General features: G+C 63.5%; 18 protein-coding genes, 1 pseudogene and 1 riboswitch. Of the genes and pseudogenes, 8 read left to right on the top strand and 11 right to left on the bottom strand.

Annotated elements, in window-relative coordinates; genetic code table 11:
• Nucleotides 1-3 precede the first annotated feature (3 nt).
• From MTX21_RS11005 to MTX21_RS10990, 4 genes are all read left to right on the top strand, one after another.
• The gene (locus tag MTX21_RS11005) at nucleotides 4-1,500 is read left to right on the top strand and encodes an ABC transporter substrate-binding protein (protein WP_280964824.1); all 1,497 of its coding nucleotides are present in this window, start codon (nucleotides 4-6) and stop codon (nucleotides 1,498-1,500) included.
• 250 nt (nucleotides 1,501-1,750) lie between these two features.
• Entirely contained in the window at nucleotides 1,751-2,437 is a 687-nt protein-coding gene (locus MTX21_RS11000) for an amidase family protein (RefSeq protein WP_280964823.1), read from the top strand.
• The gene (locus MTX21_RS10995) at nucleotides 2,362-3,390 is read left to right on the top strand and encodes an amidase family protein (protein ID WP_280964822.1); all 1,029 of its coding nucleotides are present in this window, start codon (nucleotides 2,362-2,364) and stop codon (nucleotides 3,388-3,390) included. The genes MTX21_RS11000 and MTX21_RS10995 overlap by 76 nt, the downstream gene beginning before the upstream one ends.
• Nucleotides 3,391-3,614: 224 nt before the next feature.
• Nucleotides 3,615-4,589, top strand: a complete 975-nt coding sequence (locus tag MTX21_RS10990) for a magnesium transporter CorA family protein (protein ID WP_280964821.1) — start codon at nucleotides 3,615-3,617, stop codon at nucleotides 4,587-4,589.
• 51 nt (nucleotides 4,590-4,640) lie between these two features.
• On the opposite strand, the pseudogene MTX21_RS10985 reads toward MTX21_RS10990, so the two are convergent.
• Nucleotides 4,641-5,266: pseudogene (locus MTX21_RS10985) on the bottom strand (alpha/beta hydrolase).
• On the bottom strand, nucleotides 5,263-6,201 hold the full coding sequence (locus tag MTX21_RS10980; protein WP_280964820.1) for a ring-cleaving dioxygenase: 939 nt from the start codon (nucleotides 6,199-6,201) through the stop codon (nucleotides 5,263-5,265). Before MTX21_RS10980 ends, MTX21_RS10985 begins: the two are co-directional and overlap by 4 nt.
• A 118-nt stretch (nucleotides 6,202-6,319) precedes the next feature.
• Between MTX21_RS10980 and MTX21_RS10975 the strand changes: the two genes are divergently transcribed.
• On the top strand, nucleotides 6,320-7,264 hold the full coding sequence (locus MTX21_RS10975; protein ID WP_280964819.1) for a LysR family transcriptional regulator: 945 nt from the start codon (nucleotides 6,320-6,322) through the stop codon (nucleotides 7,262-7,264).
• Nucleotides 7,265-7,417: 153 nt separating this feature from the next.
• Here the strand turns inward: MTX21_RS10975 and MTX21_RS10970 are convergent, their stop codons facing one another.
• The gene (locus MTX21_RS10970) at nucleotides 7,418-8,968 is read right to left on the bottom strand and encodes a winged helix-turn-helix domain-containing tetratricopeptide repeat protein (RefSeq protein WP_280964818.1); all 1,551 of its coding nucleotides are present in this window, start codon (nucleotides 8,966-8,968) and stop codon (nucleotides 7,418-7,420) included.
• A gap of 174 nt (nucleotides 8,969-9,142) precedes the next feature.
• Between MTX21_RS10970 and MTX21_RS10965 the strand changes: the two genes are divergently transcribed.
• Entirely contained in the window at nucleotides 9,143-9,439 is a 297-nt protein-coding gene (locus tag MTX21_RS10965) for a DUF1127 domain-containing protein (protein WP_280964817.1), read from the top strand.
• Nucleotides 9,440-9,570: 131 nt separating this feature from the next.
• On the opposite strand, the gene MTX21_RS10960 is transcribed toward MTX21_RS10965, so the two are convergent.
• The 6 genes from MTX21_RS10960 to cobU form a co-directional block, all read right to left on the bottom strand.
• Nucleotides 9,571-10,497 carry an alpha/beta hydrolase gene (locus tag MTX21_RS10960; protein WP_280964816.1) on the bottom strand — a complete coding sequence of 309 codons (927 nt, stop codon included), beginning with the start codon at nucleotides 10,495-10,497 and terminating at the stop codon, nucleotides 9,571-9,573.
• Between the two features lie 257 nt (nucleotides 10,498-10,754).
• Entirely contained in the window at nucleotides 10,755-12,359 is a 1,605-nt protein-coding gene (locus MTX21_RS10955; protein ID WP_280964815.1) for a sensor histidine kinase, read from the bottom strand.
• A gap of 200 nt (nucleotides 12,360-12,559) precedes the next feature.
• A complete protein-coding gene (locus MTX21_RS10950; RefSeq protein ID WP_280971376.1) occupies nucleotides 12,560-13,396 on the bottom strand; it encodes a methyltransferase domain-containing protein in 837 nt (278 codons plus the stop codon).
• Between the two features lie 51 nt (nucleotides 13,397-13,447).
• Nucleotides 13,448-14,080 (bottom strand): 5,6-dimethylbenzimidazole synthase, encoded by a 633-nt coding sequence (gene bluB, locus MTX21_RS10945; protein ID WP_280964813.1) that lies wholly within the window; start codon nucleotides 14,078-14,080, stop codon nucleotides 13,448-13,450.
• Between the two features lie 4 nt (nucleotides 14,081-14,084).
• Nucleotides 14,085-14,870: an adenosylcobinamide-GDP ribazoletransferase gene (gene cobS, locus MTX21_RS10940; protein WP_280964812.1), complete on the bottom strand. Its 786-nt coding sequence runs from the start codon at nucleotides 14,868-14,870 to the stop codon at nucleotides 14,085-14,087.
• Nucleotides 14,867-15,370, bottom strand: a complete 504-nt coding sequence (cobU, locus tag MTX21_RS10935; RefSeq protein ID WP_280964811.1) for a bifunctional adenosylcobinamide kinase/adenosylcobinamide-phosphate guanylyltransferase — start codon at nucleotides 15,368-15,370, stop codon at nucleotides 14,867-14,869. The genes cobS and cobU overlap by 4 nt, the downstream gene beginning before the upstream one ends.
• Nucleotides 15,371-15,497: 127 nt before the next feature.
• Here cobU and cbiB point away from each other — a divergent pair, with 127 nt between their 5' ends.
• Nucleotides 15,498-16,439 (top strand): adenosylcobinamide-phosphate synthase CbiB, encoded by a 942-nt coding sequence (cbiB, locus tag MTX21_RS10930; RefSeq protein WP_280964810.1) that lies wholly within the window; start codon nucleotides 15,498-15,500, stop codon nucleotides 16,437-16,439.
• An 11-nt stretch (nucleotides 16,440-16,450) separates the two neighbouring features.
• Entirely contained in the window at nucleotides 16,451-17,416 is a 966-nt protein-coding gene (cobD, locus tag MTX21_RS10925) for a threonine-phosphate decarboxylase CobD (RefSeq protein WP_280964809.1), read from the top strand.
• Nucleotides 17,417-17,420: 4 nt separating this feature from the next.
• Here the strand turns inward: cobD and MTX21_RS10920 are convergent, their stop codons facing one another.
• On the bottom strand, nucleotides 17,421-18,869 hold the full coding sequence (locus MTX21_RS10920; protein WP_280964808.1) for a cobyric acid synthase: 1,449 nt from the start codon (nucleotides 18,867-18,869) through the stop codon (nucleotides 17,421-17,423).
• Between the two features lie 12 nt (nucleotides 18,870-18,881).
• Nucleotides 18,882-19,517 (bottom strand): cob(I)yrinic acid a,c-diamide adenosyltransferase, encoded by a 636-nt coding sequence (gene cobO, locus MTX21_RS10915; RefSeq protein WP_280964807.1) that lies wholly within the window; start codon nucleotides 19,515-19,517, stop codon nucleotides 18,882-18,884.
• A 40-nt stretch (nucleotides 19,518-19,557) separates the two neighbouring features.
• Nucleotides 19,558-19,776: riboswitch (cobalamin riboswitch) on the top strand.
• Nucleotides 19,777-19,836: the final 60 nt, after the last annotated feature.

Raw genomic sequence — 19,836 nt, 5'->3', positions numbered from 1 at the left:
CGCATGTTCAAGAAATTAACCATCGTCGCATTCACCGCCGCATTCGCCGCGGCGCCGCTGCCGGTCATGGCGCAGAGCAAGAAAGACAGCGTCGTCATGGCGATGGCTCTGGAGCCGCCGGGACTCGATCCCACCACCGCAGCCGCTGCGGCGATTGCCGAAGTCACGCTCTACAATATCTACGAGACGCTGACCAAGATCAACGAGGACGGTTCGACGTCGCCCTTGCTGGCCGAGAGCTGGACCGCATTGCCCGACCTGAAGACCTATACGTTCAAGCTGCGCAAGGGCGTCAAATTCCACAACGGCGAGCCGTTTGGCTCCGCCGCGGTGAAGTTCTCGTTCGAACGCAACGCGGTGGCGACGAGCACGAACAAGGACAAGAGCCTGTTCCAGAGCTTCGAGAAGATCGAAGCGCCCGATGCCGACACGGTCGTGATCACCCTGAAATATGCCGAGCCGAACCTGCCCTTCCTGCTGGGGCAGGCAAGCGCGTCGATCGTCGAGCCGAAGAGCGCACCGACCGATGCGACGCAACCGATCGGCACCGGTCCCTACCAGCTCGGCGCCTGGGCCAAGGGCTCTTCGATCACGCTGAACAAATGGGCGGACTATCGCAACACTTCGGCGATCAAGCTGTCGAAGGTGACGATCCGCTTCATCTCCGATCCGGCCGCGCAGACCGCGGCGCTGCTCTCGGGCGACGTCGACGCGTTCCCGCGCGTGTCGGCCCAGCGCACCATCGCGCAGTTCAAGGCCGATCCGCGCTTCAACGTCCAGGTCGGCGGCTCCAGGGCCAAGACCATCGTCGGCATCAACGAGCGGAAGAAGCCGCTCGATGATGTGCGCGTGCGCCGGGCCATTCTCGCTGCGATCGATCGCAAGGCGATGATCGACGGCGCGGTCGACGGCTTCGGCACGCCGATCGGCAGCTTCTACGTGCCCGGTGCGCTCGGCTATGTCGACACCACCGGCATCAATCCCTACGATCCCGAGAAGGCGAAGAAGCTGCTGGCGGAGGCCGGCGTCACCACGCCGCTCGAGGTGTCGCTGAAGCTGCCGCCGCCGTCCTATGCGCGGCAGGGCGGCGAGATCCTCGCGGCCCAGCTCGCCAAGGTCGGCATCATCGCCAAGATCGAGAACGTCGAATGGGCGCAGTGGCTGTCGCAGGTGTTTGCCGGCAATGGTCCGCACAATTTCGACCTCACCATCGTGAGCCATGTCGAGCCGTTCGACCTCGTCAAGATCACCGAGCCGGACTACTACCTCGGCTACAACAACGAGGCGTTCAACGCGCTCTACAAGCAGATCGTGTCGACGCCGGATGAGGCTGCCCGCGCCAAGCTGCTCGGCGATGCCCAGCGTATGCTGGCCACCGATGCGGTCGCCGGTTTCCTGTACCAGCCGCAGCTCATCACCATCACCAACAAGAAGCTGAAGGGCGTCTGGAAGGACGTCCCGCAGTACGAGAACGATTTTTCGACCTGGTACTGGGAGTAACGCCCGGCCAATCAGGGCGAGCCTGTTGCCTCAACGTTTACCTCTCCCTTCGTTCGTGGGGTGAGGTAAGTCGTTTGGCGGGTCCAAACAAAAATCTGAAAAACAACCCCATGCAAAGTAGCTGGTGACGGCCGGAAGGACGGCTTGCACATCCTGTGAAGCCGTTGACACGTCGGACAAAACACCGGCAGGATACCATCATCGGAGCTCGGCCTCATGGTTCGAGACGCGCCGCCAGGCGGGGCACGCCATGAAGAAGCCAATCCGCCGCGATGCGCGCCGCGTCGCGGCTGCCGTCAGCGCCGAGGCACCGACCTCGCTGAAGCTCGAGAATTCGCCCATGAGCGATATCGCCCATGCTTTGGCCAGTGGGCGGGTTACTGCCACGGCGCTGACCAAAGCTTATCTCGCGCGCATTGAGGCCTACGACCGCGATGGAGTGATGCTCAACTCCGTACGCGAGCTCAATCCCGACGCGCTGTCGATCGCGGGCAAGCTCGACGACACGAAGCCGTCGGTCAAACGGCCGCTGGCTGGCATCCCGATCCTGGTGAAGGACAACATTGCGACCGGCGACGAACAGCCGACGACGGCGGGTTCGCTGGCGCTGGAAGGCGCGCGCGCCAAGGACGACGCCACCGTCGTCAAGCTGCTGCGGGATGCAGGCGCGGTGATCCTGGGCAAGGCGAACCTGACGGAATTCGCCAACATGCTCGCAATTGACATGCCCTCGGGCTACTCATCGCTGGGCGGTCAGGTGAAGAACCCCTACGCGCCGACGCTTATCGACGACCAAGGCAACCCGGTGGTGAACCCGGGGGGCTCAAGCTCGGGTTCGGCGGTCGCTGTAGCGGCCGGTCTATGCACGGCCTCGATCGGCACCGAGACCTCGGGCTCGCTGCTGCACCCGCCAGCCGGAACGGCATCGTCACCGTAAAGCCGACCGTCGGACTGATCAGCCGTGCCGGCATCCTGCCGCTCTCGCACAGCCAGGACACCGCAGGGCCGATGACGCGTACGGTGCGCGACGCGGCGATGCTCCTGAACGTGCTGGCGGCCGAGGACCCGCTCGACCCCGTGACACAACGGCAGCGGCGGCCGGCCGATTACACCGCCGACCTCGCGCACGATGCGATGAAGGGCGCCCGCATCGGCGTGCCGAGCGACCCAGCCGACCCGCTGAACGACTGCTTCTACGGCAAGCTGCCACCCAGCGGGGCCAAGGTGATGGCCGACGTGATCAAGGTGCTGGCGGATCTGGGCGCCGTCATCGTGCGCGCCAGTATGCCGGCGGCCGGCTGGATGAGCGGACCAGGAACGACCATGGCCGTGCTCAACCGCAATCCGCTGAGCGGCAACAAGGGCAATCCGGTCGCGCAGCGGATTGTTTTCCTCTACGAACTGAAGCGTGACCTCAACCTCTACCTGAAGGACTGGGCGACCAACACGAAGATCAAGACCATCGCCGACATCGTGGCGTTCAACGAGGCGAATGCCGGCAAGACGCTGCGTTTCGGCCAGGACCTGTTCCTCGCCGCTAACCTCACCAGGGGCGATTTGAGTGAGCGCGAGTACAAGTCGGCACGCGTCATGGATTTGCTCACCGCCAGGACGCGTGGCATGGACGCCTACATGAACCTGCATAAACTTGATGCCGTCCTGTTCCCCGGCGCGATGGGCGCCGCGATCGCCGCCAAAGCGGGCTATCCCAGCGTCGTCGTGCCTGGCGGCTTCGTCTCGGGGGTCGATGGCAAGGACACGCCCGACTATCCGCTCGGCGTCACCTTCGCGGGTCGTGCCTGGAGCGAGCACAAACTTCTGCGCCTGGCCTACGCCTACGAGCAGGCCTCCAACATGCGCAAGCCGCCGCCCGGTTTGCCCTCCCTTTAGACTTCAATACTCTCGGCGCCGAGAGATGCTCGGCGAAGTTCATCTCGCGCTTGTTTATGAGCACGCGCCCCGGTTCAGCGTGAACGATGCGCCCGCGACAGCGCTGCGATCTCCAATCTGTGGCGCTGAGGCTACCGCCGCGTTGAACATTTGGAACCCCCGTGCGTTAGCCGGCCGGCCGGGTGCACGATCCGGCGTGCCGACACGATGACGGAGTTTGGTCATTGCTCAAACTGTACAGGTGGCCGACCGATGACTGGCGGAACATCGGCGCTGAGATGCCGTCCGGGATCATCTGGGCCGATCTGCTGAATGGCACGGCCGCAGAAAAGCAATTCGTCGAGCGGCGGCTCAAGATACGCATCCCTTCCGAAGAGACGCTGAGCGAGATCGAAGCTTCAAGCCGCCTGATCTTCGACCACGGCACGCTCTATCTCAGCTCGCCGGCCGTCAGACTTAACGAGGACCACGAGGCCGAGATCACGCCGGTGGGCTTCATCATCGGGCCGCGGGTGCTGGTGACCGTGCACTTCTGGCCGCTCCCTGTCTTCGACGATGTCGGCAAGCGCATCGGTTCGGACGACAGCCTCGAGAACGGCATGTGCGTGTTCACCAGCCTGCTCGAATCCATGGTCGAGCGCGGCGCCGATGTCCTGGAGCACCTCGGCGCGCAAACCGATACGCTGTCGAGGCGCGTCTTCAAGGGTGGGCTCGTTCGAACCAAGCGTCCCGTTCGCTCCAGCCGCAGGATGCGTGAAGCGCTGGAGGACGTCGGCGACCTGGCCGACCGCCTCGCCAAGGCGCGAGACGTCTTGCTTGGCGTCGGCCGAATTGCAACCTTCGCGGACGAGGTCGGAAGCGAGTGGATCACGGCCTCGTCGAAGAAGCGCCTTGAAGCCGTATCAAAGGACGTCGCATCGCTCAGTGATTACGAGACGCGCTTGTCAGACAAGATCCAGCTCCTGCTCGACGCCGTCCTCGGCTTCGTCAACATCCAGCAGAACGATCTCTTCAAGATCCTCACGATCGTATCCGTGGTCGGTGTGCCGCCGACGATCCTGGTCGGCATCTGGGGCATGAACTTCAAGAACATGCCCGAGCTGAGCTGGACGTTCGGCTATCCGTTGGCGTGGCTCGCCGTCATCGCCAGCGGCGTCTTGCCTCTGATCTGGTTCATGCAGCGCGGCTGGTTCGATTGAGGCAAAGGAGTGAGCGGCGCACAGCTCTTACACTGCGCGCCGCTTATCAAATCACGCCGCTTCGGCGGCGACGTTGCCGATCCAGTCGCGGGCGAGCGCGACGTCGGCCTGTGTGAGTTGATGGCCCGCGGGCAGGACCTTGTGGGTCACGCTCGCGCCAGCCTCCGATAGCAGCGCGGCGAGCCGCGCCGAGTTGGTGGCAGGCACGATCGGATCGCCCTGTCCCGACAGGAGCAGGACCGGCTTGCCCTTGAGCTCGGCCTTGGGCGGATCCGACAGCGGCACCATGGCACGCAGCAGAACCGCGCCGGCCAGCACCTCAGGCTTCAACAGCAACAGTGCCGCCGCGATGTTGGCGCCGTTGGAAAAGCCGACCGCGACCGGCGCCGCGATGCCGTACCGCTCTCGGGCGTCATCGACGAAGGCGCCAAGCTCGAGCGCGCGCCGCCGCACGTCCTCCTCGTCAAACACGCCTTCGGCGAGACGTCGGAAGAAGCGCGGCATGCCGTGCTCGAGCACGCGACCGCGCGGCGAGAGCAGGGCGGAGCCGGGCGAGATCATCCGGCCGAGCCCAAGCAGGTCGTTCTCGTCGCACCGGTGCCATGAAGAAGCAGGAGCGGCGCCGAGCCCGCGCTGCTCGCGGGCTCGAAGCGATAAACGAATGAACTCTCGGTCATGACGCGGTCTCTTCCAGCTTCGGCAGGACGCCTTCGATCTGCTTGCGATGCGGCTCGAGGAAGCCCGGCAGCTTCAGGTCGCGTCCCAGCGAGGCCACGGGTTCGTCGACGGCGAAGCCGGGAATGTCGGTCGCGATCTCGAACAGCACGCCGCCGGGTTCGCGGAAGTAGATGGAGCGGAAGTAGTTGCGGTCGCGCTGCTCGGTCGGGTGCAGGCCATGGTTGGAGACGAGTTTCTGCGCCATCCTGCCTTGCTCGGCATCATCGGCCGCGCGGAAAGCAATGTGGTGCACCGAGCCGCCACCCTGATGTCCGCGCAGAAAGCCCTTGGCCTCGTAGATGTCGACGACGCTGCCTTGCGCATCGCCCGGCGCCTTGAAGCGGATCACGGAGCCCTCGCGCGCCGTCTCCTCGAAGCCGAACACGTCGGTGAGAACGGCAGCCGTCTTCGCCGCGCTGTCGAGCAGCAGTGTCACGCCATGGAAGCCGCGGATCGCATGCTCAGCCGGCACGTTGCCATTGCTCCAGCCGGGCTCATTCTCGGCACCGGGCACGCCGACCAGCGCCAGCGCCATGCCGTCCGGATCGGTGAACGGCAGCACCGACTCGCCGAACCGCTTCTCCAGCGCCTCGTAAGCGATGCCCTTTTCGGTGAAGCGCTGCGTCCAGTAGCCGAGTGAGCGCTGCGGCACGCGGAAGGCGGTCTGATGCGTCTCGCCGACGCCGCGGCGCCCCGTGGGCACGCCCTGCCAGGGGAAGAAGGTCAGGATAGTGCCGGGGTGGCCGGTCTCATCGCCATAATAGAAGTGATAGGTCGACGGATCATCGAAATTGACCGTCTTCTTGACGAAGCGCAGCCCGAGATCGCGGGTGTAAAAGCCGAAATTCCTGATGGGGTCGCCGGCAATCGCAGTGACATGGTGCAGTCCAGACATCTCATCCTCCAAAGCTCGTGAGCGGCCTTGCTCTGCCAGGAAATATCGTGCCGCTTTGAATTGGAGACAATCCGTGCAATTATGACCGCTATGTCTATGATTTGGAAACAATCACAGGGTGGATAAACTCGCCAGCCTGCGCGCCTTCGTGAAAGTGGTCGAAAGCGGCAGCTTTGCCGAGGCCGGCCGGCAATTGCGCCTCTCGCGCTCCGCCATCAGCAAATACATCGCCGATCTCGAGGAGAGTCTCGGCGTGCAATTGCTGAACCGCACGACGCGGCATGCGAGCCCGACCGAGAACGGCCAACAATATTTCGAGCGCGCGGTCGTGATCCTGTCCGAGATCGAAGCCGCCGATCAGGCGGTGACGCAGTTGCAGTCGGCGCCGCGTGGCCTGTTGCGCGTCAACGCGCCGATGTCCTTCGGCACCATGCGGCTCGGGCCGGTGCTGGCCGAGTTCATGGAAAAATATCCGGAGCTTCAGCTCCAGCTCGTGCTCAGCGACGATCTGCTCGATCCCGTCCAGGACGGTTTTGACGTGACGCTGCGGATCGCGGAGCTGGAATCCTCCAGCCTGATCGCGCGCAAGATCGTGCCCGTTGCGCGGCTGATCTGCGCCTCGCCGGATTATCTGGCGCGCCACGGCACGCCGAAACATCCGCAGGAGCTGCGCAATCACGCCTCGTTGACCTACCGCTTCCTGCTCACCGGTAATCAATGGAAGCTGACGGGCGCGGACGGCGACCACTGGATCCAGCCGGCCTGGTCGCTCTGCGTCAACAATGCGGAAGTGCTGCGCGATGTCGCGATCCGGGGCAGGGGTGTGGCGCTGCTGCCGGAATTCATCGCCGCCGACGCACTGAAGAAGGGCGAACTGCACGCGGTGCTTAAGGACTATTCGGCGCCGCCGCTGGCGCTCTACGCGGTCTATCCGCCGACGCGGCACCTCTCGCTCAAGGTGAGGCTCTTCATCGATTTTCTGGTCGAGCGTTTCGGGCGCAACGACGAGGAGGCGCCGGTGGAGGTGTCTATCACATCCGGTGCCAGGCGGCGGACCAAGTGAGCGCGCGCTCATGAACTGTCGCGTCCGCATTTCTCCAAGAAGGCGACGTTGAAGCCGACATGGCTGCATGTCGGCCTCGGGCCACTTCCGGACTCATGCATCGCAGCAAATTGCGTCTCGTATTCGATCACTCGTCCGGCACAAGTCGCGGGCTCATTCGGGCAATCCCGCCTTCCGGAGACCCTCAATCAACAGCTTCGCGTTTGATTGACCGCCCCGAGCGATGAACGCAGAGATTGTAAAGGCGGGATCGACCTCACGCAGACGAGCCGCTGCCTCACGGGCCTCCGCGTCACGTCCGAGATGAGCGAGAGCGGACGCGAGACAGCGGTAAGCTCCGACATAGGAGGGGTGCTGACGTTGGGCTTTTTTCCCTGCGACGATTGCCTCGTCAAACCGACCAAGCTCAATAAAGGCCATGCCCATCCCAAAAAAAGCTATGTGTAGCTGCGGGTCTACCGGGCTCAGGCGAATAGCACGTTCAAAGCTCCGCACCGCTTCTTCCGGCAGCCCCGCGATCCTATAGACCCAGCCTCTGCGGGTCCACGCAAGATATGAATTTGGGTTGAGCGCGACCGCCCGGTCAGCCATTTCGATCGTACTTTCACTGTCGCCGACCATGAACGCCGAGATTTGGGCAGCCGCTGCTAACGTGTCCGGATCACCATCGTCGACGCTCAAGGCCAAGCGGGAAAGCCGAATTGCTTCCTTACGCTCGAATTGAGCATCGGCAGCATAGCCAAAAAGGACGTTTTGCATGTGGCAGATACCTGCCAGAGCAGCGACAAGGCCGAACCGAGGGTCTAGCTCCAAAGCGCGATGAGCCAGCCGCAGCGTCTCGGCCAGCCCTTCGCGAGTCGATATGTAAGACTGCTGCATGGCTCGGAGAAAAAGATCGTATGCGGTGAGGTTCTCAGGCCGCCGCCGCGTTGCCATTGAAATTTCTGTTTGAAGCAATTTTGGTTGAATGGCTGAGACAACGGCGATCGTAACATCGTCCTGAAGAGCGAAGATGTCTGTCAGGTCACGCTCGAACCTGTCCGCCCAGATGTGCGCCCCGGTAGTCGCATCGATCAATTGCCCAGTGATGCGAACTTTTCCCGCCGCCTTGCGCACAGACCCTACAAGGACATACCGGACGCCAAGCCTGTGTCCGACCTCCTTCACATCGACGGCTTTGCCCTTGAAGGTAAAGCTCGAGTTCCGAGCGATGACGAATAACCATTTAAACCGCGAGAGCGCGGTGATGATCTCCTCAACCATTCCGTCCGCGAAGTATTCCTGCTCGGGATCGCCGCTCATGTTCTCGAACGGCAGCACGGCGATGGACGGCTTATCGGGAAGCGCAAGAGCGCTCGCGGGCGCATCGCTGTGATTTAGGCCGGCAACTTCTCGCACCTCCCGCACCTGTCCGACGAAACGGAATCCCTTGCGCGGCAACGTCTTGATCAGGCGCTGTTCCTCCCCGGAATCGCCAATTGCGCTTCGGGCGACATTCAGCCGAGTCGTCAGTGCTGCATCCGAAACGCTGCGCCCATTCCAAATGGCATTGATGAGGTCGTCTTTGCTGACGACCAGCTCCCTGTTGCGGATCAGGTAATCGAGAAGGTCGAAGACCTGTGGTGCGATGGGGACGACATCTGCTCCACGACGCAGTTCGCGCCGGTCGGTATCGAATGCGTACTCCTCGAAGAGATAGCGCAAGGTACGAATCCCTTGGGTGAGGCCCCCCGATCACCGGGTACCGCTTTGAACCCCGCTAGAATTCGGAAGGATAAACTGTCGGTGAGGAAAATGTAAGCTGCCGGTCAAGCGTGCCCGCAGATCTCGCGGCACCCTCGTGCGGGTGGAAAAACACCGTCCGAGGGAGACACCGCAATGAGCACGACCCACGGCACAAAGTGGCTGGAACGGACATCCGTATCGACCCGGCAGGTCTCTAGCTTTATCTGGAAATATTGGGATGCCTTTCAGGAGCGCCGCGAACGCCAAAGATTGCGCGCCTCCCTGTCCGATTTAAGTGACAGGGAGCTGATGGATATCGGCACCACGCGCAGCGAGATCGACTACGTCGCCTCGCACCGAGGTCTTGACCCGCGAGGCATCCGATCCGGCGAATGGCTGCGATACCTGCCAACGGTGGACGGCCAAATTGGGCCCACCGACTTCCGGTAGGGGTCAATCGCGTCGTTTTCGCCGCGTGTCGGCCATGGCGGCTCTACCCCTCACAGCCGACGTCCAGGCAAGTGCCAGTGACGGTCGAGAAGGGCCAGAACCGGACTCATCTGGTGCAGTAGTGCCGATCCTTAGTGCTGAGAAACGAACGCCAGGGTAACTTTGTTGAAGGCTTCTGGGTTGTTTCGCTGCATGGCGTGACCGGCGTTTGGTATCACTATCGTTTGGGGAAGATCGTCTTTGCACTTGCGCATTTCGCGGTAGAACAACTCAAATTTTTTCGGGCTTTTGTCGCCCGTCATCAACAGAACCGGAAAGTCGAATTTCTTGAGATCATCACATGATGTAAGGGGACGGCCTTTATCGCCCAATCCTGTATAAATGTTCGCCAGAATCATCTCCTTCACAGGTTCGGACAATTTTAGCCACGTGCCAGGTGCCGCGTTCGCCATGTCAACGAACACCTCGGCTGCCTTAACCGGGTCCCCAGTCTTTAGGTTTGTTTGTAAGGTGCCGACGAGCTTTTTGGTGGATCCTGCTGCCTCCTTGGCCTCGGTCGTCTCTGGCATCGGCATCTCGATACTGGCATCCGGCAAAACAAGGGTTCGAATAACTTCGGGATGCGATTTGGCAACCTCGATTACAACAGCGCCGCCCCGCGAGTGTCCAACAAGGTGTACCTTTCCAAGGTTCAGTTTCTCAATCAAAGCAGCAACGTCATCAGCGTGCTGCTCAATCGAAAAATCGGTGCCGACCCCATCCCATCGCTCCGGGTAGAAGTGCCTCAAGCTGACCGCGATCACCCGATGAGTTTCGCTAAAAACGTTAAACTGTGCGTTCCAAGTTCGGTAATCGTTGATCGAGCCGTGCACGAGAACGATGGGCGTTCCGCTGCCTGCATCTCTGTACGCCATAGGGTATCCATTAACGGCCTCCCATTTGATTTCTGGTGGAATCGACCAGCTAGGCTTGATCTCTTGTGCCAGAAGCTGCGCATTCGAAGAGGGGCCGAAAAATGAAAGCCCTAGAACATAGAGCCCTAAAAGATAACGTCGCATGCGGAATCCCTCCGAATTTGCGGTTGCCCGCCACCCACGGCCGGAGGTCGGGTCAGCCGCGAAAGTATGGTCATCCCATCTTAGCAGGAAAATCCGCTGCCTGATCCATGCGGAATCTGCCTCACAGGCCGCCGCTGGCGGGATTCGCCTTTGGGTCAAAATGCGAAGAACTCAGGTTGAGCAAATCTGGTCCGGTCTGCAGCAATGAGCGGACCTCCATCAGACGCGGCGTAATTTCGCTGATGGGCCATAAGCAATCATTTCGGCCGCTGGCCGGATGCGGTGCCGTCGCCGCGCGGCAGGGTAATGATAAACTCAGTAAATGCGCCAGGCTCTGTCTCGACGTCGATCCTGCCGCCGTGTTGTTTGACAATGATGTCATGGGTCATTGAGAGGCCGAGCCCCGTTCCTTCTCCCGCCGGTTTGGTGGTGAAGAAGGGATCGAAAATCTTTTCTCTGACTTCGGGCGAAATGCCGACACCATTGTCGCGAATCCGGATTTCGACTGTCTTGCCAAGGTTCTTGGTGGCAGCGCTAAGGACAGGCTCAAAGGTATCGTCGGCTGCTTCGGCCTTTCGCCTAGTCGCGGCATAGAAACCGTTCGAGATCAGATTAAGCAACGCGCGCGTGATCTCCTGCGGAAACAGCTCGGCCGCACCCGCATTCGCATCGAAGTCGCGCTGCAGCGTGATGCTGAAGCCGGGCTTTTCGGCGCGCGCGCCGTGGTAGGCAAGATTGAGGCTTTCATCCACCAGCGAATTGATGTCGGCGGGCCGCTGCTCACCCGGCCCCTCGCGGGAATGCAGCAGCATGTTCTTGACGATGGAGTCGGCGCGCTTGCCGTGCTGCACGACATTTTCAAGATTCTCCTTGAGCAACTTCGTCAGTTCGTTGACTTCCTCGCGGAGCTTGTCGTTCAGAGCGGCGGCTTTCAGCGTATCGTTCAACTCGTCGGTGAGCTCGGCCGAGAGCGCGGAGAAATTGTTGACGAAGTTGAGCGGATTCTTGATCTCGTGCGCGATGCCGGCGGTGAGCTGGCCGAGCGACGCCAGCTTCTCGGTCTGCACCAGGCGATCCTGCGCGGCGCGCAGGTCGTCGAGGGAACGAGTCAAATCGTCAGTGCGCTCGCGCAGCTCGCGGAGCAGCCGCGTGTTCTCGATGGCGATCACCGCTTGTGCCGCAAAATTTTCTAGCAACTCGACCTGCTTGTCGCTGAACTCTTGCACCTCCTTGCGGTAGACGGCAAAGGCGCCGACAAGCTCGCTCTCCTTGAGCATCGGCACAATCAGAACGGTGCGGGCTGCGGCGACCTTGTAGATCAGATCGTCGGGATACTCGGTGGCAATATCGGCAATGTGAACCAGCGCCTTGGTCTCGACGAGGCGTCCCAGCGAAGGCGTCCCATCAAACGGCGCGATGAAGTGTGGCGGCGTTTCCTGGTCGGGCGCATACGATTGCGGCACGTTTTGCGCGGCCATTCGCGCCACCCGCCGGAACCTGTCGCCTTCGTATAGGAGCAGCGTCCCAAAACTGGCGCTGCAGATGCGCACGGCATTTTCCAGCATGGCCTCGAACACCGGCCCAAGCTCACCAGGCGAACTGGATATGACTTGCAGCACTTCCGAAGTCGCGGCCTGCTGCTCCAGCGCTTGATCCAGCTCTACAGTCCGACGTTCAAGCTGCGCCTGTAGATCGGCAACCGAAACTGCCTCGCGACGAGTGACAGATGGGGCTATCCCGCACTTCGTCTTGGCCGATTTGCGACCTTTTGGCGCACTTCTCCTGCGGGCTCTCGCCTTGGTTGCCTTGTTGCCCGTCTTTACCACGCGCGTCATTTCCGCCCCTGGGTCGAGAGCGGGCATCTTATCTGTCTTGGCCATCGGGACGGAAGGGGCGGATTCGCCCCAGGCAGCCGCAGACTAGCCGCTTAACGTCCGAGTTGGGTCAAACTGAGAAGAACTCACACCGAGCACAATGGGTCTGCCTCACCCCTAGCAACTGACGTACAGCTAGGCAGAGCCTAGGCAGCTCAGAGCCAAGAAGCAGGGTGGCGGGCGTGATATCAGTGAGTGCCGGAGTGATCCCCACAAGCAACGATATCTCGGGGAGATTTTCGACCCGCTATCTCCGGCGGAGAGAATACCGCCAAGTATCCTCCGTCCCCTGCGAGCTTATATGTGGCGACCTCGCGATAGCCGACGGCGTTCAATTCGCAACGCAAGAGCTCGATTGGCGTGCCATGCTTCGACGTCGGAAGTTCAAGGTCGACAATTCCGACCCGCGCACCCTGCTTCAAGGCGGGCGCGAGATTGTAGAGGAAGGCATAGGGTTGGGCGATCTCGTGGTACATGTGCACAAGGATTGCGGCATCCAGCGAGGAAGCGGGCAGGCGCGGGTCGTGTGGTTCGCCGAGTGCGAATTGCACGTTCGTCAACTTCAGAAGTTCTGCTCGCTTGGCGAGCTCCATGAGGTAGTCCCGCGTGACGTCCTGGGCAACGACAGAGCCGGCGGGTCCGACGAGGTGCGAGAGTCTGACCGTGTGGTAGCCATTGCCTGCACCAATGTCGCCGACTGTCATGCCAGGTTTCAGTTCAAGAAGACGTGCGATTTGGCCGGCCTCATTGAGGGCGTCGCGGTGCTCTTCGGCGGAGCGGCGTGGGCTGACAATCCGTGCAACAGGGCGCTGCGGTGAGGGAAACTCGTTCGCAGCGACTCCGGGGGGAGCCAGATAACCTATATCAGCGGCGTATGCGCGAGTTGCGGCAAACGCCGCAAGTAGCGTCGCTGCATGAGCCAGTGCCGTCACGAGCCTACCAAGCTTTCTGAACCGGTCTAACCGCAGTCGTCCAGGTTTTGTGAGCGCCAGATGTGGGCTCACCGTCACGTCAACGAGGTTCAATGTAGCAGGCAACTCCATACGTGCGCCTCGCGCTTACGCCACCAACGAACTCTACCGCCGCAACGTGAACTCCTCCGCTCCCCGTCGATGTTCCCACTCCGCCTGCTCGAGCTCGGGCCGGTCGCATGCGGCCTCGGGATAGCCGATGCAGAGATAGGCGATGAATTTCCAGGTCTGCGACACCTCGAGAATGGTGTGGATGCGATCCGGATTGAGGATCGACACCCAGCCGAGGCCGATGCCCTCGGCGCGCGCGGCGAGCCACATCGCGGTGATCGCCGCGACCACGGAATATTCGGTCGTCTCCGGCATCGTCGCGCGGCCGAGACCATGGCCGATGTCGCTTCCCTTGTCCGCGAACACGGCGAGATGACCTGGCGCTTGTTCGAGGCCGGAGAGTTTTAGCGCCGCATAGCGGCCAGCGCGCTCGCCGGCGTAGGACTTCAATGCATCTTCGTTGCACGCCTTGAAATCGTCGATCACGGCGTGACGTCTGGCACTGTCCGCAACGATGACGAAACGCCAGGGCTGGCTGAGGCCGACCGAGGGCGAAAGGCAGGCCGTCTCGATCAGCCGCTCCATGGTGCCATCCGGCAGCGGATCGGTCCGGAAGCGGCGCACGTCGCGGCGCCACACGAACAGCTCGTGCAGTTGCCGGCGGAAGAGGTCGTCGAACTCGACCATGGGGTCATCGCCCCATCTGCAGGCTTGCTGCCGCCAGCAGCAGGATCGCAATCTCGCCGATCTGCTCGAACGCGCCGAGGATATCGCCGGTCTGCCCGCCGATCTGACGCGTGGCGAGCCGCGCTAGGATCAGCCCCGCGAGCGACAGCAGGATCAGGCCGATCAGCGCCTTGCCCGGCCCGAGTGCGATGACGAGAGCGAGGATACCGAAACCAAACGCCAGGGCCACGCTTGGGCCCGGTGGCTGGCCCGCACTCGCCGAAAGTCCGTCCGGCCGTGCCGATGGCACCAGCGACATGAAGGCCGGCAGGCCCGCGCGCGATGCGACATGCGCCGACGACAGCGCGAGCGCTACCAGCCAGGGATCGGTGATGGCCCCGAGCGCGCTCCAGCGCAGGCCGAACGACAGGATCAGCGCACAAACGCCATAGGTCCCGATCCGGCTGTCGCGCATGATCTCGAGCTTGCGCTCGCGTGTCCGCCCGCCGCCGAGCCCGTCAACGGTATCGGCAAGCCCGTCTTCGTGCAGCGCACCTGTGATGAGGATGGTCGCAGCCAGCGCCAACAGGGCGGCCGCGGCTGACGGCAGCCCGACCCGGTTCGCGATCGCGTAGGCCGCCGCCCCTGCAAGCCCGACCAGCAGGCCGGCGACGGGCAGCGCCCAGCTCGCGCGCGCCATCGCGCCATTGCCGGCCGGCTTGGACGGTGCCAACGGCAGGACCGTGACGAACGACGCCGCGATCCTGAGATCGGTGACGATGTCGTGCAGAAGCTCGGTGCGCAGCATCATTTCAGCTTCATCGGTAGTCCGGCGACGACGAACTCGACCTCGTCGGCAATGGCCGCGATGGCCTGGTTCATGATCCCGGCGGCGTCGCGAAAGGCGCGGGCCAACGCGTTGTCGGGCACGATGCCGAGGCCGACCTCGTTGCTGACGAGGACGACCGGACTCTTGAGGCGGGGCAGGGCCTCGGCGAGCCGTGCGACCTCGCGCGTCCAGTCGCGCTCCGCATGGAGCAGGTTGGACAGCCATAATGTCAGACAGTCGACGAGCCTTGCGCCGCCGCCATCGGTCTCAGTCAGCGCCTGCACGAGGTCCAGCGGCTCCTCGCGCTCGATCCAGTCGGTTCCGCGCCGCGCGCGATGTCCTGCAATGCGCTCCGTCATTTCGGCATCGAGCGCCTCGGCCGTTGCGATGTACACGGGCTGCCCCGGAAAGTTGTGCGCGCGCGCCTCCGCGCGCCGGCTCTTGCCCGATCGCGCTCCGCCCGTGATCAAAATGACGGCCATCAAAGTCTCCTGTCGGCCAGCACTAATCACCAAACGCGGGCAAAGACAAAGCCGAAATCAGGCAGACGGGGGCTTGCGCTCGGCCGGGGTCTTGCGCATCAGGGGCAAAGCGAGACGGGAGAGCTGCGTGGGTTTTGCGGGCGCGATGGTGGTGGCGATGGCGGTGGATGCCCTGGTGGGCTGGCCATCGCCGCTGTTCGCGCGGATCGGCCATCCCGTGACCTGGCTCGGCCGGCTGATCACGGCCATCGATACCGCCTGGAATCGGCCGTCCGATGCGCCGGCGCTTCGCCGCGTCGCGGGCATTGCCGGCGCGCTCGTCGTGATCGCGCTGTCCGCCGCGCTCGGTTGGGTGCTTCAGTCCATGCTCTCCTCGGGCTGGATCGGGATCGTGCTGGTGGGCGTCCTCGCCTGGCCGCTGGTCGCGTTGCGTTCGCTGGGCGATCACGTGGCTGCGGTCGCGGATCCGTTGCAGGCCGGCGACATCGCCGGCGCGCGCGCGGCCGTGTCGCGCATCGTCGGGCGCGATCCCTTTACGCTTGACGAGGCCGGCGTCGCGCGTGCGGCTCTCGAGAGCCTGGCGGAGAATGCTTCCGACGGCATCGTCGCGCCCGTGTTCTGGGGCGCGCTGTTCGGCTTGCCCGGCGTCTTCGGCTACAAGGCTATTAACACGCTGGACTCGATGATCGGCCATCGCACCGAGCGGCACGAGGCGTTCGGCTGGGCCGCAGCGCGCATCGACGATGTCGCAAACTTCATTCCGGCGCGTCTCACCGGCTTTCTCTTCGTGCTGCTGGCGCCGCGGCCGCCAGAGGCGCTGTCGTGCATGACGCGGGACGCGAACCGCCACCGCTCGATCAATGCCGGTTGGCCGGAAGCCGCCATGGCCGGCGCGCTTGGCGTGCGGCTCAGCGGTCCCCGCATCTATCACGGCAGCATCACCAACGAGCCCTGGCTGAACGAAGGTGCACGCGATCCGCTCGCCGCCGACCTCAAGCATGGGCTGACGATCTATCGCCGCGCCATGCTGCTGCTCGCCGGCGTCCTTGCGATCCTCGCCTTCGCGTGAAAGAACAAGACATGCGCGAGCACGGTGGAAACCTCGATCAGGCCCGGCAACGTTTCGGCGGACGCGCGGAGGACTGGATCGATCTCTCGACGGGGATCAACCGGCGGCCTTACCCGGCCGTCGAGGTGAGTCTGCCGCAGTGGAGCGCTTTGCCGTCGCGATCCGAGATCGAGTCGCTGCATCAGGCCGCGCAACACGCCTATGGGACGCGCGCGCCGGTCGTTGCGCTAGGTGGCGCGCAGGCCGCGATTCAATTGCTGCCGCACATTGCATCGCGCGGCCACGCCCGCATTCTCGCGCCGACTTATAACGAGTATGCCGCGGTTCTTGTGGCCGCGGGCTGGGACGTTGAAGAGGTCGGCGAGCTGGATGCGCTCGCAGGCACCGACCTCGCCCTTGTCGTCAACCCCAACAATCCCGACGGCCGATGCCACCAACCCGAGACGCTGCTGGCGCTGCTGCCGCGCGTCGGCCGCCTCGTGATCGACGAAAGCTTTGCCGACGCGCTGCCGCACCTGTCGCTTGCGCGTGAGGCCGATCGGCCGGGACTGTTGATCCTGCGCTCATTCGGAAAGTTCTACGGGCTTGCCGGCCTGCGGCTCGGTTTCGCGCTCGGCAATGCGACCGATGTCGCAGCGCTCGCGGCGATGTCCGGCCCGTGGCCGGTGTCGGGCGCCGCGATTGCCATCGGGCAACGCGCCTTGCGCGATGATGACTGGGCCAAGGCAACCGCAGCGCGGCTCGTGCGCGACAGCATTCGGCTCGACGCCATGGTGCAGTCGCAAGGCTGGCGGCTCGTCGGCGGCACGCCGCTGTTTCGTCTCTACGAGACCGGCGACGCGCTGGTAGCGCAGGACAAGCTCGCGCGTGCCCACATCTGGTCGCGCGTCTTCGCGCAGAAGCCGACATGGTTGCGTCTGGGGCTTCCGGGCGGCGAGCCGGAATGGACGCGCCTCGCGGATGTGCTGGCGCGCTGAGCGCTCAGCGCGCCAGCGCGAGCAGGCCTTCGACATCAAGATGCGTCTCGATGTGCTCGGCGAGCGCGTCGAGCGCGCTTTCGACCCTGGCGTGGTAGGGCTCGTCGCCACCGGGAATGTCGAGTTTTGCAAGAAACGCCTTGCGGAAATCATCCGAGGTGAAGAGGCCGTGCAGATAGCTGCCGTGCACCCGCCCGTCGCGTGAGATGGCGCCTTCCGGTGCGCCGTCGAGCCTTGCGAACGGGCGTGCGCGATCCGGCCCTTCGGTGCGGCCGATGTGAATTTCGTAGGCCTCGATCGGCTGGTCGGTAGCCGTATGCACGGCTGCGACGCGCGTCAGCGTCTTCTGCGCGCTCATCTCCGTCGTCACGTTGAGAAGCCCGAGGCCTGGCGTTTCGCCTGCCGGCCCTTCGATACCGTCGGGATCGGCGACGCTTCGCCCCAGCATCTGGTAGCCGCCGCAGAGGCCGAGCACGTGACCACCCCTGCGGTGATGGGCGAGGAGATCAATGTCCCAGCCCTGCGCGCGCAGGAAGGCGAGATCGCCCCGGGTGGACTTGGAACCGGGGATGATGACAAGGCGGACGTCACCGGGGATCGCTTCGCCCGGTCGCACCATCACAAGATCGACGCCGGGCTCCAGCTTCAAGGGATCAAGGTCGTCGAAATTGGCGATCCGCGACAATGCGAGACAGGCGATCTTGTACTGGCCCGGCTTTCGCGCGTCGCGCAGCCCCAGCGCATCCTCGGCCGGAAGCTCGCCGGCGCGCGTGAACCACGGCAGCACGCCGAAGCCGTGCCAGGACGTTTTCGTTTCGATCAGCCGGTAGCCGTCGTCGAACAGCGTGGGATCGCCGCGGAACTTGTTGATGACAAAGCCCCGGATCATCGCGGCATCGTCCGGGTCGATCACCATCTTGATCCCGACGAGTTGCGCGATGACACCGCCGCGATCGATGTCGCCGACCAGCACCACCGGCACGTCGGCCTTGCGCGCAAAGCCCATATTGGCGATGTCGGCCTTGCGCAGATTGACTTCGGCCGGGCTGCCGGCACCCTCGACCAGCACGACGTCGGCGCGCGTCTTCAGCCGCTCAAAGCTCTCCAGCACGGCGCCCATCAAGGAAGGCTTCATTGCAGCGTAGTCGCGGGCGCGTGCGGTGGCGATGCGCTTACCGTGCACGATCACCTGTGCGCCGATATCGGTCTCAGGCTTGAGCAGCACCGGGTTCATGTCGGTGTGCGGCTCGACGCCCGCGGCGAGGGCCTGAAGCGCCTGGGCACGGCCGATCTCGCCGCCATCAACCGTGACGGCGGCATTGTTCGACATGTTCTGCGGTTTGAACGGGAGCACACGCAGGCCGCGCCGCGTGAACGCGCGCGCAAGGCCGGCGACGATGAGCGATTTGCCCACGTCCGAGCCGGCCCCCTGGATCATCAATGCGCGCGCCATTGCGATCTTGTCTCAGAACTCGACGCCGGCTTGCGCCTTGATGCCCGAGCGGAACGGATGCTTAACCAGCGTCATCTCCGTGACGAGATCGGCGATCTCGATCAGCTCGTCCTTCGCGTTGCGGCCGGTGAGGACGACATGCGTCATCGGCGGCTTCGAGGTCTTCAGGAAATCGACGACCTCGGCGATGTCGAGATAGTCGTAGCGCAGCGCGATGTTGATCTCGTCGAGCACGACCATGCGCAGCCGTTCATCGGATATCAGCTCCTTCGCCTTCTCCCAGCCGGCGCGTGCCGCGGCGATGTCGCGGGCGCGGTCCTGCGTCTCCCAGGTGAAGCCTTCGCCCATCGCATGGAACTGGCAGAGATCGCCGAAATGGCCGGTGAGCAGCCGCCGCTCGCCTGTATCCCAGGCGCCCTTGATGAACTGGACCACGGCGCAGGGGAAGCCATGAGCGACGCAGCGGACGATCATGCCGAAGGCCGACGAGGACTTGCCCTTGCCGGCGCCGGTATGGACGATGATGAGGCCCTTCTCGCCGCTCTTGGTCGCCATGATCTTGTCGCGGGCGACCTTGATTTTCGCCATTTTCGCAGCGTGCCGTGTGTCGGTGTCCTCGGTGGTTCGGGTATCGGGTTCAGGCGTCATCGGACGGGGTCCTTCGGCTTGACAAGTGGCGGCCATGGGCAAATGGTGGGCCCGCGTTGGTTCCTGTCCTACGACAGGCGAAGAGGGAATGCGATAGGGCGCGAATCGGCAAGATTTGAGCCCAAAATGCAGCCGCCCCCGCGACCGTGACCGGAGAGATGCCCGAAGCCACTGATCCCCCGGGATCGGGAAGGCGGGGATCGAAGGGACAAACCCTGCTCCGCAAGCCGGGAGACCTGCCAGCGCGGAGTTTGAGACCGGCGGACGGGGTGTTCCGCGACGGGGAAACGAGCCTTCGCCAGAACGGCTCGTGCGCCTC

Origin of the sequence: Bradyrhizobium sp. ISRA430, assembly GCF_029909975.1 — a bacterium.
Taxonomy (GTDB): Bacteria; Pseudomonadota; Alphaproteobacteria; order Rhizobiales; family Xanthobacteraceae; genus Bradyrhizobium.
Note: the sequence above shows the minus strand (reverse complement) of the source record. Positions and strands in the feature narration are given on the sequence as shown.